The organism is Streptomyces sp. NPDC043867, assembly GCF_056435845.1.
On sequence record NZ_JBWKDS010000076.1, the window covers coordinates 1 to 14,887 of the forward strand.

At 69.6% G+C, this 14,887-nt stretch carries 16 protein-coding genes and 1 pseudogene; 10 read left to right on the plus strand and 7 right to left on the minus strand.

Going from position 1 to position 14,887, the window contains the following annotated elements:
- Positions 1-106: 106 nt before the first annotated feature.
- The 3 genes from AC069T_RS37605 to AC069T_RS37615 all read right to left on the minus strand — a co-directional run bounded on the left by AC069T_RS37605 (position 107) and on the right by AC069T_RS37615 (position 2,672).
- Positions 107-526 (minus strand): RacP protein, encoded by a 420-nt coding sequence (locus tag AC069T_RS37605; RefSeq protein ID WP_478787022.1) that lies wholly within the window; start codon positions 524-526, stop codon positions 107-109.
- A gap of 2 nt (positions 527-528) precedes the next feature.
- On the minus strand, positions 529-1,524 hold the full coding sequence (locus tag AC069T_RS37610; protein ID WP_478787023.1) for a DUF6192 family protein: 996 nt from the start codon (positions 1,522-1,524) through the stop codon (positions 529-531).
- A 581-nt stretch (positions 1,525-2,105) separates the two neighbouring features.
- A complete protein-coding gene (locus AC069T_RS37615) occupies positions 2,106-2,672 on the minus strand; it encodes a hypothetical protein (RefSeq protein ID WP_478787024.1) in 567 nt (188 codons plus the stop codon).
- Between the two features lie 248 nt (positions 2,673-2,920).
- On the opposite strand from AC069T_RS37615, the gene AC069T_RS37620 reads away from it, so the two are divergent.
- The 9 genes and pseudogenes from AC069T_RS37620 to AC069T_RS37660 all read left to right on the plus strand — a co-directional run bounded on the left by AC069T_RS37620 (position 2,921) and on the right by AC069T_RS37660 (position 8,164).
- Entirely contained in the window at positions 2,921-3,112 is a 192-nt protein-coding gene (locus AC069T_RS37620) for a hypothetical protein (protein ID WP_478787025.1), read from the plus strand.
- Positions 3,081-3,608 (plus strand): DUF6879 family protein, encoded by a 528-nt coding sequence (locus tag AC069T_RS37625; protein ID WP_478787026.1) that lies wholly within the window; start codon positions 3,081-3,083, stop codon positions 3,606-3,608. The genes AC069T_RS37620 and AC069T_RS37625 overlap by 32 nt, the downstream gene beginning before the upstream one ends.
- 30 nt (positions 3,609-3,638) lie before the next feature.
- Positions 3,639-4,490: a helix-turn-helix domain-containing protein gene (locus AC069T_RS37630; protein WP_478787027.1), complete on the plus strand. Its 852-nt coding sequence runs from the start codon at positions 3,639-3,641 to the stop codon at positions 4,488-4,490.
- Between the two features lie 94 nt (positions 4,491-4,584).
- Entirely contained in the window at positions 4,585-4,770 is a 186-nt protein-coding gene (locus AC069T_RS37635) for a hypothetical protein (protein ID WP_478787028.1), read from the plus strand.
- A gap of 11 nt (positions 4,771-4,781) precedes the next feature.
- A complete protein-coding gene (locus tag AC069T_RS37640; RefSeq protein ID WP_478787036.1) occupies positions 4,782-5,234 on the plus strand; it encodes a DUF6415 family natural product biosynthesis protein in 453 nt (150 codons plus the stop codon).
- Positions 5,235-5,878: 644 nt separating this feature from the next.
- On the plus strand, positions 5,879-6,370 hold the full coding sequence (locus AC069T_RS37645; protein WP_478787029.1) for a GNAT family N-acetyltransferase: 492 nt from the start codon (positions 5,879-5,881) through the stop codon (positions 6,368-6,370).
- 60 nt (positions 6,371-6,430) lie between these two features.
- A complete protein-coding gene (locus AC069T_RS37650; protein ID WP_478787030.1) occupies positions 6,431-7,243 on the plus strand; it encodes a DUF6042 family protein in 813 nt (270 codons plus the stop codon).
- Positions 7,240-7,688: pseudogene (locus AC069T_RS37655) on the plus strand (AAA family ATPase); the annotation flags it as partial. The gene AC069T_RS37650 and the pseudogene AC069T_RS37655, both read left to right, overlap by 4 nt.
- A gap of 128 nt (positions 7,689-7,816) precedes the next feature.
- Entirely contained in the window at positions 7,817-8,164 is a 348-nt protein-coding gene (locus tag AC069T_RS37660) for a hypothetical protein (protein WP_478787037.1), read from the plus strand.
- Between the two features lie 13 nt (positions 8,165-8,177).
- Here AC069T_RS37660 and AC069T_RS37665 read toward each other — a convergent pair whose 3' ends face one another.
- On the minus strand, positions 8,178-8,489 hold the full coding sequence (locus tag AC069T_RS37665; protein ID WP_478787031.1) for a hypothetical protein: 312 nt from the start codon (positions 8,487-8,489) through the stop codon (positions 8,178-8,180).
- Positions 8,486-9,385 carry a replication initiation protein gene (locus tag AC069T_RS37670; RefSeq protein ID WP_478787032.1) on the minus strand — a complete coding sequence of 300 codons (900 nt, stop codon included), beginning with the start codon at positions 9,383-9,385 and terminating at the stop codon, positions 8,486-8,488. The genes AC069T_RS37665 and AC069T_RS37670 overlap by 4 nt, the downstream gene beginning before the upstream one ends.
- 939 nt (positions 9,386-10,324) lie before the next feature.
- Here AC069T_RS37670 and AC069T_RS37675 point away from each other — a divergent pair.
- On the plus strand, positions 10,325-11,515 hold the full coding sequence (locus AC069T_RS37675) for an IS110 family RNA-guided transposase (protein ID WP_478787033.1): 1,191 nt from the start codon (positions 10,325-10,327) through the stop codon (positions 11,513-11,515).
- Between the two features lie 8 nt (positions 11,516-11,523).
- On the opposite strand, the gene AC069T_RS37680 is transcribed toward AC069T_RS37675, so the two are convergent.
- Both AC069T_RS37680 and AC069T_RS37685 read right to left on the minus strand, forming a co-directional pair.
- Positions 11,524-11,910, minus strand: coding sequence for a hypothetical protein (locus AC069T_RS37680; protein WP_478787034.1), 387 nt, complete (start codon positions 11,908-11,910; stop codon positions 11,524-11,526).
- Positions 11,910-14,315, minus strand: a complete 2,406-nt coding sequence (locus tag AC069T_RS37685) for a helicase associated domain-containing protein (RefSeq protein WP_478787035.1) — start codon at positions 14,313-14,315, stop codon at positions 11,910-11,912. Before AC069T_RS37685 ends, AC069T_RS37680 begins: the two co-directional genes overlap by 1 nt.
- Positions 14,316-14,887: the final 572 nt, after the last annotated feature.

A 14,887-nucleotide genomic window follows, 5' to 3' on the forward strand; every position in this document is an offset into this window, starting at 1 on the left:
CCCCCCCCCCCCCCCCCCCCCCCCCCCCCCCCCCCCCCCCCCCCCCCCCCCCCCCCCCCCCCCCCCCCCCCCCCCCCCCCCCCCCCCCCCCCGCGAGCGTGAAGGGTCAGGCGCTGGCGATGAGGTCGAGGGTGGATTCGATGGAGTTGAGCTGGGCGACGATGTGACGTACCCACTTGTCGTTCGGGTGGGCGGCGGCGTGCGGGGCGACCGTGCCGGTGATGAACCGGCGGAACTGGGTCAGCTTCTCCCTGACCACCGCCCGTTCGTATGCCTCCAGCGCGGCCCGGTCGGCGCCGAGCTGGTAGCCGTCCGTGCGGGTCCAGATCAGCGGCGGCCAGCCCTTGGAGGCGGCCTCGTCCTTCAGGGCCGCGATCCCGGACCGGACCTGGCTGGGCGACAGGCCGCTGGCGCGGACCAACTGGTGGAACTCAAGCCCGGCGGGCCTGACCTCGAACAACACGAAGCGGACGGTGTCCGCGTGCCGCCGGGCGGCATCTCCCCGTCGCCGCGAGGCGCGGGGCACCCCTACTCACCCTTCAGCAGACGAGCCAGCTCGTCGTCCATGTCGACCTTGCCGGTATCCACCGCGTTCTCGATCCAGTCCAGCGTCGCCCGCACCTTCGCGACGTTCTGGTGCACGATCGTCCGCTCGTCCTCGCTCAGCGTGCGATCCCGCAGGCCGGGAACCGCCCGGCCTGCTGCAGCCACGAACGAGTGACAGGCGGTGACCAGGTCCAGGAACTCCACCGTCCGGTCGATCTGACGGACGGCCGGGGCGACGGGGCTGGTGTCCTCGAAGTGCTCGCGGGCTTGCCGGCTGCGTTCGGTCTGGGCATGGTTGACCTGGAAGCGGGCGGTGTCGTCGCTCATCGCCTTGAAAGCGACGTCCGGCCTGCGAAGCAGGCTGGTCGCGGCCGTCGCCGCGACCGACTCGTCGCGGGTGAGTTCCTCCACCACCCGGACCTTGTTCTCCATGGAGACTTTGGCCGCGACCTGCGGACGCTTGAGGAAGTCTGTGGTCACCGTCGCGGCGACCTCCGGTTCCTGGGCCAGGTGGTGGATCGCCGTGATCTTCTCCTGCGGCGTCTCCGGATTGTCGACCGTCCACCCCACCCGCCGTTTGGCGTCGTCCGCCGTCCATCGCGTCTTGCCCTCGGGCGGGTTCTTGATCGCCGTGAACCTCTCCGCGTCGTCCTCGATCCGCGCCAGGATGCGGTGGATCGTGAACGAGACCCCCGCCCGGCGATGCTCTTTCGGCCAGCGCGACGCGGTCCACCTGGCGTTCCTCACCGTGCTGAATGTCAGGCCGATGTCGTCGGCCAGACGCGCCAGGGACTGCTTGATCGTCCACTCGGCGTCCCCGGTGCCTCCACGGGGCCGGACCGGCTCGATCTCCAGAGCGCGGTCACCGATCGTGAACGACCCCTGGCTCTGCTGTTCGACGACTTTCCGCAGCTCGGCCACGATCTGCTCGTAGCGGGACTGGCTGACGGCTCCGACCTTCTCGGTCTCCTCGGACATGGCTTTCACCACCCAAGTGCGGGCCAAGGCACGGCACTTCACCGTGACGGGACAGGGCCCGCTTCCTGAACCGAGAGTCAGACCGCAAATCCGAAGATCACAACGAATGACCGCAATTGACCGAGTCGTGAACGAAACTGGTCTCCGGATGTGTTCGCCCAGCAGTCACTGTGAACGATCCGCGAACGGTTCCTTCCGGCGCCTCCAGGCCCTCACCACGCACCGCCTGGAGCAGTAGACGGCGTCCGAGCGACGGTCGACGCCGGCCACCCACCGGTCCCCGCACTCCGGGCACTCCACCTCGCCCGCACCGTCTTGGACGGCCGCCAGGCGCTTGCGCAACCGGCGTTCCGTCCGCCACTGCCTGGCACGACACGCCGACGAACAGAACACGGCCGTCGGCCGGGCGCTCGGCCTCAGCCGTTCGCCGCAGCCCCGACAGGTCCTCTCCCCGGCCTGCTTGGCGTCCTCGGACACCCCGCCAGCCTAGGGCCCAAGGCTACTCAGGACCGGGGATCAGAAACAGCTACTGAGGAAAGGCGGGACGCCGACGTCGGCGTCCCGCCCTCCCGTCCCGTGACTCACGCGGTGGCCGGCTCCGGCACTTCGAGGCACTTAGCGACCCGGCGGGCCATCGCAGCCACCTCCGGCGGGAACCGGTCCAGCGACCCGAGGTCGTCGCACAGTTTGGCCCGCAGCCCGTGCAGGCACGCCATCGTGAACAGCACCTCCGGATGGTCCTCAGGCCGCTGCGCCGCCTCCGCCTCGCGCTGCCCGCGGCCGTACAGCATCCGCACCGTCCCGAGTTCGCTGGCGTCGGCGGGCGCCGCCTGCCCGAGCAGGCCCGCCAGGTGCGCCCGGTCGTCCTCCTGTGGTCCGTCGGCCCGGCTCTGCTGCTGGTTGATCTGGAGGTAGCCGTTCAGGGTCTCCGGGTCCATGCCGTCCTGCTCGCAGTACGCGGCGATCAGCATGGCCACGCTGTTCATGGTGTCGGCCGCGTCGGTGGCCCGGTACAGCGTCATCCGCTTCCAGTCCCGGGCGACGTCCGAGGCCGCGTAGCTCATGACCTCCTGGCAGCGCTCGGCAGCCTCGTACACCATCTGGTTGACCGCGCGGCGCATCGGCTCGGGCATCGGGGTGTGTTCCATGGCCGCACGCTAGAGGGACCGCGCACCCGGAGTCTGCCGTCGCGGTCCTCGCTCACCCGGACGCAGCAGCACAGCGTCTGTCCGGCGCTGCTTCACCGGGGCCCGTGAGCGCCCCTTGACGCTGGCTCCGGCCTGCGGGACGGTCGTCCCGCAACTACGCGCAACCGCTCGCTTCGGAGGGAATCATGGCGTTACTTTTCTTCGGCACGGACCCGAACTCGGGTGGAGGGAACTGCCCTGCGGTGTGGGTGGACACCGACACCACTGAGGGGCCGCAACTGGTTCTGCAGGGCAAGTTCGCCGACGCGGCGACCCGGGCCACCTGCCGTCAGGACAGCCCGCCCGCAGAAGACGAAGGGGTCATCCGGATCCCGGTCCGGATGGTGGAGCAGATCAGGAAGGCGTGCGATGCCGCAGAAGCCGCCCACGCCCAGCATTGAAGACCTGCTCGACTCCGCCCGGCAGCACGCCCTGCACCTGGAGCTGCGGGACGTCTACGCCGTGGGGGAGGAGCGAGAGGTCTTTGACGCGTTCCTGCGCGACGGGAGCGTGCCCACGGACGACTCGGAGTACTGGAGCGGGTGGCTGCCGCTGGTGGAACGGACCGTCGCCCGCGGGGTGAAGGTCCGCCGGGCCCGGATCGTGTCCGAGCCCGTCACCGACTACATCCGCTTCGAGCACGCCATCACCGACGCCAACCTCCGCGCCGGCGAACAGGTCCGCTGGCTGCCCCGCCGCCGCGCCTCCGCCCTCGCCCTGCCTGGCAACGACTTCTGGCTCATCGACGACCGGATCGTGCGCTGGAACATTTTCTCCGGCGACGGCCAGGCCCTCGAGCCCGACCACACCGACGACCCGAGCGCGGTCAAGCTGTGTACCGAGGCGTTCCGCTCGGTGTGGGAGCTGGCCACCGACCACGCCGACTACCGCATCTGACCGACGCACAACCTCAAGGGCCGCCACCTCATGACGACCGCCTCCCCATCGTCCAGCGCACAGGCGGCCCGTGAGGCGCTCGCCGTCCGGTTGCAGCACCTGCGCAAGGACGCCGGCCTCACCGGGAAGGAACTCTCCGCCCGGTGCGGCTGGCACCCCGCGAAGACCACCCGCATCCAGAAGGGCGCGGCCGCGCCCTCGGACGCGGACATCCGCACCTGGTGCGCGGCGTGCGGCGCAGACGACCAGGCCGACGACCTCATCGCCACCGCCCGCGCGGTCGACTCGATGTACATGGAGTGGCGCCGCCTGCACCGCAACGGCATGCGCCAGGTCCAGCAGGACTGGTACGCCCTGCACGAGCAGACCCGCCACTGCCGGGTCTACGTCTCCAACGTGCCGCCCGGCTTCCTCCAGACGCCGGCCTTCGCGACCGCCCTCATGAAGCAGATCACCCGCTTCCAGGGCACCCCCGACGACGTCGCCGAAGCCGTCGCCGCCCGCGTCGCCCGCTCCCGGTTCCTCTACGAGGGCGGCCACCTCTACGTCGTCCTCCTCGAGGAATCCGTCCTGCGCTACCGCACCGCCGCCCCCGAGGCGATGCGCGGGCAGCTGCGCCACCTCCTGGCCGTGATGCCGCTCGCCTCCATCTCGCTCGGGATCATCCCGTTCACCGCGCAGCGCACCGTGTGGCCGCTGGAAGCCTTCTACGTCCACGACGACACCACGGCCGTGGTGGAGACGCTGACGGCGGAGATCAATGTGACGCAGCCCCGCGAAGTCGCCGACTACGCCAAGGCGTTCGCCGGCCTCGCGGAGATGGCCGTGTACGGCGACGCAGCCCGCGCCCTCATCCAGGCCGCGATCGACGCCCTGGAGTGAAGTTCCGCAATTACCCGCAATCTCGTTGAGAACCGCGCGGCGGCCTCCGTAGCGTCGAACGACACCGACGCACCAGCAACGGAGGCGGTGCCCCATGAGCGCACCCACACCCGCCGGCCCCGCACCCGAAGGACGCGGACTCCAGCCGCCCGCCTTCGGCCGGCCTTCCCCGGCGCTGCTCGCCCGCGCCGACCGCGGCTACGCCCGCTTCCTCGCCCAGGCCACCCCGGACGACCATCCCAGCGACCACAACCAGGACGACGTGGCGAGGCCCCGGTGAACGAGGACACCGTGCTCCACGACCCCCACGGCCTGGTCGACGTCGAACTCCCCCTTGACCGTGGCCCGCACGAGGCCCTCGTCACTGCTGTCCTTGCATGGAAGAACCCGGACCTCACGCCCCGCGACTACGAGCAGATGGCCCTCCAGCTCACCGGGCACGCCCGCGCGGTCGCCGCCGACGTCCAGCGCCACGCCGCCGCCCTGCCGAAGAACGACGGCCGCGGCGCCCTCGCCGAAGTCATCCTCCGCGAAGCCGCTGGACGCCTCTCCAAACCGCTACAGGGCACCGCACGCTGCGCCCAGAACCGCGCTCGGCTGGTACGGGCCCTCTACGAACGGCTGGACCGCCTCACCGAAACACTCCCGGCAGCCCCGCAGCGGTGCGCCTCGGAGCTGGAACCGCTTCCCACCTACCGGAGGGCTCCTGCCACACAAGCCCGCAGTCAACAGCCTGGTCCATGAAGGCTTGGTCCACCTGACTGCAAAGGACGCCTTCGTCATTCATGTTGGCCCACAACCCCGCCAGGAGGCCATGGATGCTGAACCGGTCCTCGCTTGGTGAGTCGCCGTAGCCGTGCGCTGGAATCGTTTGCTGCTCCTTGCCCGGCTCTAGCCAGGGCACCACGCCCTCAGCGAGGTACCGCTCCAGCTGCAGAACAGCGTGCACCGGAGCCTCGGGCCCGTACACCGTGGCGTAGAACTCCAGGTCAGACAGAAGCTGCGCGTCACTGACCTCGTGGCCGCGATACTTCGTATCCCAAGCTCGCCATGTGTCGAGGGCGTTCGAGGACGTAGCTGCCCAGAGACGGTAGAAGGTTCCGGCAGGACGCTGTTCGTACAGAGCGAGCAGTGGCTCGGCTGCTGGCCGCTCAGGTCGTACCCGCCGGGGCTTCTTCGACTTCTGCCTGCCCATCTCGCTCATCCTTCCTGGCCTGACGGCAGTTCAACGAGGAACCTGCGCGGTAAGCAATCGACCGATGGGATGACTGTGACGGCGCGCTACGTGACACCCGGCCGTGGCCGTTCCCCGAGTCCGAGGACGCCGTCACCGCGTGCCTCGCCTCCGATCCCGCCGACCGGCCCACCGCGAAGGAGCTGACCGTCGCATGGTGACCCTGCGCGCCCTGGCCCTCGATGACGCCCCCGCTCTCACCCGCATCTACAGCGGGGCATCCATCCGGTACACCACCGGCAGGCCCCTCACCCTCGACCAGGCCCACGACAAGATCCGCGCGGCCCTGGCCCGAGCCGCCGAATCCCCCCGCGCGCAGTGGAGCTGGGGCATCCTCCACGAGGACGACCTGATCGGTCTGATCTCCCTGCGCCGACGCACTCCGGCCATGGGCACCCTCAGCTACATTCTCCGGGAAGACAGCTGGGGCAACGGCTACGCCACCCACGCCGCCCACCAGGTCGTCACCGTCGCCTTCACCGCCGCCGGCCTCAACCGGCTGGAGGCCATGCACCACCCCGACAACCCGGCCTCCGGCCGCGTCCTGGTCAAAGCCGGGTTCACCCGCATCGGCACGGCCGACCGAGACACCGAACTCGGGACCGTCCCCTACGAGCTGTACGCGCTGGAGACCGGCAGCATCTGAACCAGCGCAGTGCGTACGCTGCATGCGTTTGGCCTGCCTTTTCGAGGAAGAGTTCACCGAATGACGGACAACCCGCTCGTGCCTGGACCGCGCCGGGACATGGCGATGCACAACGACTGGTGGGCTTCGGGCTGGGACCACGTCCTGCCCCGCCAGGGCTTCCCGCTGACCATGCTGATCGGGACCGCGAGCCAGCCCGGCTTCACCGGTTCCCTGGACGACCTTCTACAAGAGATCTTCGACGGCCGCTGGGACATGATCGGCGGCGACCTCGACGGCGCGCTCACCTTCTCCTGGCCGGATGAGGAGTGGGACTACGAGGACGCGCCGGAGGGGCCCGAAGCGAACGAGGCGAGCCGCTGGGAGAAGTTTGGCGCCATGCTCACGGCCGCCGGCTACCCGGTGCCCCGGACCGTGCGGGACCTGTCCGAGCTCTACCTGACATGGGGCCTGGCCAGCCGCGAGGAGACGCCGGAAGGCACCCGGTGGTCGATGCCCGCCGCGCTGCCGCTGCCCGGTGACCTGCTCTCCCTGGACGCTGACCTCGCCAAGCGGCTCGACTGGATCCGCTGGACCATGCGCACCGGCCCGCTCGTTGACGGGCTCATCAACCACCTGGTCGACGAGCTGGGCGAACCGCGCGAGGTCCTCACCTCCCTGGACCGACTGGCGGCCGCCACCAACCAGGACACCGACAACGTCCGCCTCGCCCTCGCAGAGCTCGTGCAGTCAGGGGACGCCCAGGTGCAGCGGGGCCAGGAGCCGGCCGACGCCGAACGCCTGGAGGCACACCAGCGCTTCCGCCTGATCATGGACTGGGAACACTTCCACGAGCACCGGTTGCAACTGAGCCTCGCGGGCGACGACGCGTGACGAGCAAGCCGGGAACACCAGACACCCGCCTGATCGTGCTCCGTGGCAACAGCGCCTCGGGGAAGTCGTCCGTCGCGGCCGGCCTGCCCGAGAAGTTCGGGCGCAACCTCGCCATCGTCGCCCAGGACAACCTCCGCCGGATCGTGCTGCGCGAACGCGACCGGTCCGGCGGCGCCAATATCGGCCTGATCGACCTCACGGCCGCTACGCCCTGGACCACGGCTTCCACGTCGTCCTGGAGGGCATCCTGTACGCCGACCGCTACGGCACGATGCTCCAGGACCTGGTGCGCGCCCACCAGGGCGTCACACGGTGCTACTACCTCCACGTGCCCTTCGAGGAGACAGTGCTCCGGCACGCGACGAAACCAGACGCCGAGTACCTTGCGCACGTCAACGAGGGCCACCTACGCGACTGGTACCGAGAGAAGGACCTGCTCCCCAACAGCGCACCGCGGGCGGCCGCCCGACCAACGAACACCGGGCTCGCCGTGACGCCGTCGGCCCGATCCCGTACGAGGAGTGGCGGAAGGAGGGCCTCATCCCAGAGCAGCGGACGTACACGATTCCGGCCGTGCTCAAGGAGTCGGAGAAAGCCCGCGCCGACTTCAACGTGGACACCGCCCTGGCCGACGGTGTGGCGGTCGTCCGCATGTTCCTCGCCGACCGGCTCGGGTTGCTCCTCCAGGGCGAGGAGGCCATGGACCGCATCGACGACGCCGTGCGCAAACTGATCGAGGTCCGCGGCCCGGTGGGGACGGCCGACGTGGTCACCGTCCTCGCCAGCCAAATCGCCTCGCTGCTGACCGCGAGCGCCGGCCTCGACGGCGACCCGGAAGCCCTGTTCGACACGATGATCCGCGCGCAGATCGACACGGCCCGCACGATGCAGAAGATCCAGAAGGAGCGCACCGAGAGTTGACCCGGTCGGCCCGCTACGCCCGGCCCTGCTCGTGGGTGTCACCGGCAGCGGCGTAGCGGGTGAGGTCGACACCGGCTGAGCGGGCTTCCTTGAGCCGGATGGACACCAGACCGGTGGAAACATTCAGCTCGCGCGCGATCTCGTACCCCTTCCGCCCCTGCCGGTGCAGCTCGACGATCTGGTCCCGTCGTTGCCGGGACCGGTCCTCGTACGCCGCGCGTTCCTCGGCGATCATGCTGCGCACGGTCCGCGGGGTCACTCCGAACCGGTCCGCGAGCTCGCGAGCCGTCGCGGTGCGACGCTCGCGCATGGGCCCCTGCGTCACGGCTTCCCCTTCATGTACTCGAGCATCGCTGCGGTGCGCTCGTTCCGGCGTGTAGCACGCCCTGCGCCGCCCTTCTTGGCACGGGCGGACTGGATGGCGACGAAGGTGGCCTCGTAGACCGCCGCACCGTCCTTCCACATCCTGGAGCGCGTCGTGATCCACCGGTGGATGCTGTTGGCGATCGAACGCGCCTCCACGGCCGGCAGCGGTTCCGCGAATTCGGCGTTTCGGGTGTGTACTTCGGCGTGGATGGCGGTGTGCAGGGTGTCGGGGCTGCCGAAGTGGTGGCGGACCTCGCGGTACGCCCAGGTCCGGGCGGTCTCGAAGATCGAGCAATTGCGTCCCAGCCCTGTGATGTTGGTGCGGAACCGCTTGGTCTCCCGCCAGCGCGCGGGCGGCATGTGGCCGCTCAGCGCCTCCTCCAGGCCGCCGAGCGTGTGGAGTCCGCCGTGGAGCCACTCGGTGCTCCAGTCCGTGTGCAGCGGGTTCTTAGTCATCAACCCCGAGTACGCCGCATCACCGTCCAGCGCGCGGCGCAGGCCCTCGGTGACGGCGGCGGCATAGGCCAGTGGCTTGCGCCGGGCGTACTCGGTCCGCGTCACCGCCTCCGCCAGAGCCCACACCGCATGAGCATGCCCGTTCACCGGGTTCTCCACGACCGCGTTGGGTAGCGGGTGCGACCCCACCGACGACACCGCCCGCAGCACCGCGTCCGAGTGGTCCACGTCCACGACGAGGAGATTGCTGATCGCCGACGGGTTCGCCTCCACGTACCGACGGGTCATCGCCACCGGCCGCTGCTCCCGCCGGATCCCCTCCTGAAGCCGGTTCGTCGCGTACGGCCGCAACGGCAGCCACAGCTCGTCCCACTGCTCAGCGGGCGACTCCATGTTCATGCGCTGATCATCTAGGGGTGCCGCAGCCGAGAAGGACCTGACACGCCGTGAACTTCAAAGTAGGTCGCGAGCCAAGTCAGATGATTGGGGGCTCTCCCTCAGCTCCCACCGCGCAGAGGGAGAGCCCCGAAAACGACTCATCTTCAAAGTAGGTCGCGAGCCAAGTCAGATGATTGCGGGGAGGAGCGGCTTTCGCCGGGAGCCCCGGACCGTCGCGTAGGGCCGGATCTTCAAAGTCCGTCACGAAGCCAAGTCAGATGGTTGAGGCACTCCGGCCTGCTACTGCTGCGCCCGGCAACCGGCACGGGAGGACTTCACCGGGGCCGCATCTTCAAAGTCCGCCACGAAGACCAAGTCAGATGGTTGGGCATCCCGACCCGGGGAAGCCCAAGACCGCTCGCCACAGGCAGCCACAGATTCAAGGTCGGTCAGGAGCCAAGTCAGATGGTTCAGCTCTCCCCGCCGGGAGCTACGACCTGTCCCCGACTCCCCCACCAGCCCCGGCCGCCCCGTAGTTCGCCGGGGGAGCACCCCGAAGATCCCAGGGCCTACACGCACGCCAGTGCGATGCTCGCGGCCCAGAAGCCCCGGCATCGCACCCCAGTGCGTGTAGAGCCTGGGGCCGGTGCCTCTGGCCCCAGACAGCGAAGGACCCCGGGCCGCCCGCGCGCCCCGGGGTCCTTCCGCCGGTCTCACCGCCGCTCACCAGTCCCTACCTTGTTGATCGGGTTGAGCGAGCCATTCGTAGGGTTGGCTCACCCAGGGGTGCCGGGTGTGGCTTTCACCAGTCTGCCGTTGTTGTGGCTTCTGACGATTCGCCGCCCGGCGCCCCACGACGACTCGGCTGCTCATTAGGAATTGCGGCACTGATCGCTCAGTAGGGACTCGACAGCGAGGTCGTCCGTGGTACCTGTACGCACACGACCTACGGAGGAGCGAGTGACAGCGATCTGGGCCGGAATCGACGCTGGGAAGGCCCATCACCACTGCGTGGTGATCGACGACACCGGCAAGCGGCTGCTGTCCCGGCGTGTCGCCAACGAGGAGACCGAGCTGCTCAAGCTCCTCGCAGACGTCCTCGACCTGGGCGATGAAGCGGTCTGGGGCATCGACCTGGCGGACGGCGGGGCGGCCCTGGTCATCACGGTCCTGCTCAACCATGGCCAGCAGCTCTTCTACATTCCCGGACGGGCAGTCAACCGAGCCTCGGAGGGCTACCGGGGCGAGGGCAAGACCGACGCCAAGGACGCGGCGGTCATCGCCGACCAAGCCCGAATCCGGCGCGACCTCACACCCCTGCGTCCCGGCGACGAGCTGGTGTCCGAACTGAAGGTCCTCACCCGACACCGCCGTGACCTCAGCGACGACCGCACCCGGACCATCAACCGGCTCCGTGGCCACCTCACCGAGATCTTCCCCGGCCTGGAACGCGAACTCGACCTCGGCAACATCGGCCCCCTGGTGCTGCTGACCGGCTATCAGACCCCGGCCGCCATCCGCCGCACCGGCCGGCGGCGCCTGGCCACCTGGCTGCGCAACCGCAAGGTCCGCGGCGCCGACGAACTCGCTGCCAAGGCCGTCCAGACCGCCGAAGGGCAGCACACCGCTGTCCCCGGCGAGGACATGACCGCCCACGTGGTGCATTCCCTGGCCAGGGAGGTGATGGCTCTGACCGAGAAGATCGCAGAGATCGACAAACTCATCGAGGGCCGGTTTCGCCGCCACCGCGATGCGGAGGTGATCAGGAGCATGCCCGGCATCGGTGTCCTCATGGGCGCCGAGTTCCTGGCCGCCACCGGCGGAGACATGAGCGCCTTCGCCAGTGCGGACCGGCTGGCCTCCTTCGCCGGTGTCTCCCCAGTGCCTCGCGACTCCGGGAAGGTGAGCGGCAACCTCCATCGCCCCACCCGCTACAGCCGGCGCCTCCAACGCGTCTTCTACACGTCCGCGTTGATCAGCGTCCGATGCTGCGACGAATCCCGCCGCTTCTACGACCGCAAGCGCGCTGAAGGCAAACGACACAGCCAAGCCGTCATGGCACTTGCGCGCCGCAGGGTCAACGTTCTGTGGGCTCTTCTTCGTGACGGACGGTGCTATGCACCCACACCGTCCGTCACGCCGGCCGCTTGACATCTCTATTAGGAATCGTCAGGTGCGCTGCCCACCCACGCGATCGGCCGGCCCTCGCTGGTGCGGCCCCAGTGCGGCTCCTCCATCGAGGTCTCGTGCCCGTCGGGCAGGACGCAGATCCGCCCCCAACGGCCGTGCTTGCCCCCGCAGAGCCCGGCGAGCCCGTCCGCGTCGCCCTCCGCCACGGCCTGGTCGTAGCGGTCCTGGAACGGCTGAAGACGGGCCGACAGCTCCATGCCGAGCTCCGTCTCCGCCGCCTCCACCCGGTCCCGAGCTTCCTGCACCCCGGGGTCGGACAGCACAGCCGAGATGACGTCCTCCGTCTCCGCGAAGGCCCTGGTGCGGGCGTGCCGCCGCACGGCGTCCTGCACCCGCTGTTCCTCCGCTGCGCTCATCACGCCGCTCCCTCCGTGGCCGCCCACTCCAGCCCGAGGCCAGCCAGCGCGGCGAGCTTGTCGGCGGTCAGCTTGGCCCGGCGGCTCTTGCTGTTCGACAGGAACACCCCGAGCTTCACCTCCGCCCCGTCCTCCAGCCGCTCTACGTGGGCCCTGGGGACCTTCACAGAGCCTTCCCGGGCCTTGTACTGCGCCAGGGCCGCCACGCCCTTCTCGAAGGCGCTCAGCGGCGTCGTGGACGGCTTCGCGGACGCCTCCGGCTCCGGGGCCGGGGCGAACGGCGTGATGCCGAGCTGCTCCAGGCGCTCGCGCTGGCCGTCGTGCAGGGACTCCCACGCCTCCGGCGTGCGCTGCCTGGCCAGCCACTTCCCGATGTCCATGCCGTGGACCGTGAAGCCGGGCAGGACGTCGGCCTGGCCCTCCTCGTCGGCCACCAGCTCGCGCAGCGCGGCGTAGTGCCGCTGCCACTCCGCCGGCCACTTCGGGTTCCAGTCCTCGTCGACCTCCTTGAGCGCCGTCTCCCACTCGGGGTGGCCCTCCAGGGCACCGGGGCGCCGGAGGTTGGACAGCCACTGCCCCACCGGCCGGTCCAGCGCCGTCGCGGACCGGGGCGCGCACAGCGTCCAGTGCTGGTCGTAGTACGCCTTGGCGGCCTCCAGGTTCTCCTGGAACCGCTCATCGGCCAGCGACCAGACCATGCCGAGCTTCTCCAGCCGCTGGGCGCGCAGGCCGGTCATCTGCCCCGCCCCGTACGCCCGTCGCTGCTCCGCGACCCACTGCCCAAGGGGGTACGCGCCCTCCTTGTGCCCGTACGGAACCCGGGCGTGAAGCTCACGCTCGGTGAACTTCTTCAGCGACGCCCAGCCGCGAGCCCAGTCCTGCTTCTCCGTGTCGATCACGTTGAAGCTGACCCAGTCCGCGACCATCACCGGGTCACGCGGAGCCGCAAAACGCAGCAGCAGACGGGATTCGTCCTCGCCCTCCTCGGGCGGCGGACCGATGTACTCGGACGGCTGCGCCACGTCCTTCTGCGGCTCCTGCGGAATGGCCAGCAGCTCAATTGCCTCTTCATCGTGAGCGCGCAGACCTTCAAGAACCTTCACCAAAGGCCGATACGACCCGGAGGTGAACATGTCTTCCGGCTTTTCTCCGGGCTGGAGAAATACCGGCACGATCAGAGAGGCGACCTTGCCCTGTCCGGGCTTCTGCCGGAGCGCCCGGCCGATGGCCTGGACGATGTCGTGCGGCGCGCCCTTGGGGTCCAGCAGGGCCACCGAGTCGACCGCGCGGATGTCGACGCCCTCGCCCAGGACGCGGCAGTTCGAGAGGACGGCCCGCAGCGCGGTGGACCCGAAGCCGCCCAGGACGCCCCGCCGGCGCTCGGGGACGTGCTCCCCGCACAGCCAGTCCGCCCAGATCCGGGCGGGGTACTTCTCGGGCTGGTCGGCGTGCAGCTTCGCCGCCACCCGCTGAAGGCCCTCCGCGTATGCCTGTGCCTCTATCGTCCGGTGGTGGAAGGTGATGCACGTCGACAGGTTGTGCTCCCGCATCGTGTGCAGCAGCGCGGCCTGGAGCGCCCCCAGGCGCTCCCCGCGGACCTTCTCGCTGTGCCGCTCCTCGCCCATCAGTCGCTCGGGCGTGACGACCGGGTCCTGGAGCTCCAGGACGATGATCTGGTAGCGCGCCAGCAGGCCGCGCGAGACGGCCGACGCCAAGGTGAGCTTGTAGAGGACGGGCCCGAAGACCTTCTCGTCGTCCATGGAGGCCGCCATCTCGCGGGGCAGCGGGTCGCGCACCCCCTCCGCGACCTCGCGGTTCAGCCGCTCCTCCCAGATCCGCGGCGTGGCCGTCAGGTACAGCCGGCGGTGCGCCGGGATGACGGTCTGGTCGTGGATGTCCGCCCACGCCTTACCCATCGACCCGGAAGTCCGGTGGGCCTCATCGACCACGGCCAGGTCCACCGGGGCGAGCTGCTGGCCGTAGACGCCCTCGAACGCCTCCGCCAGGACGCCCAGGGACGCGTACGTGGCGTAGATGGTCACGGGCCCCGTGCTGTGCCACAGCGCCAGCTGCACGGGGTTGGTGGTGGAGCGGACCTTCATGCTCCACAGCTCCGGGTCGTCCTGGAGCGAGCACACGGCAACCGCCGGCCCCTTGTGCCCGGCGTCGTGCCACGCCTTCACCGTCTGCGCCAGCAGGTCCAGCGTCGGCACCAGCACGAGAATGCGCCCCTGGGGCACAATCCGCTTTGCCGACGCGGCGGCAATAATCGTCTTCCCCGTGCCACACGCGGCGTGCACCTGCCCGCGAAGGCCATTCCAGGGAATACCGCCCGGCGGGATATCGAAACCGCGCACAATGGCGGCAACGGCCTCGATCTGGTGGTCACGCAGTTTCACGGCCATGCCCCGTGTTCTCCTTTTCGCGGAAAGCGGCGCGTAATCAGAAAGGGAATCCCGGCGCGAGGTGCGCGGCGCTGGGGTGGTGGTGTCTGATCCCAGACTCTACACAGCGGCGACCCGTGATGCATCACTCACGCGCCAACTTCGCCCCCCAGGGTGATACATGACTCATTCTCGCCCACAGGCGACCGGTTGTCCTGTATGCTGGCGGGGTATTGGTGAACGTGAGCGGCCAGTTTCGAGGGTGGGGGAGGGGTTCGGGTGGAGCGCAGCGGAGCCCGTCGCTGCGGTGGGGCCGGCACCCCGTCAGACCGATGGTCCGTCACCTCCGTTGCGGGGGTGGTGGCTGGGATTCCCAAGCCCTACACAGGCCCGCGCGCGATGCACCTCCCCTTGCTGTCAGCCCAGGCAACCGCGCTTGCGCGGGTGCCCACAATTCGCGCTTGCGCGAATTGCCCTGCCTTTTGAATTCCGCTTGCGGAATTCCATTCCCGCGCTTGCGCGGGAATTCGCAGCGCGCTTGCGCGCTGCGCGCTCTATGCCCCGGCTTGCCGGGGCATATCCCGCTCCGCGGG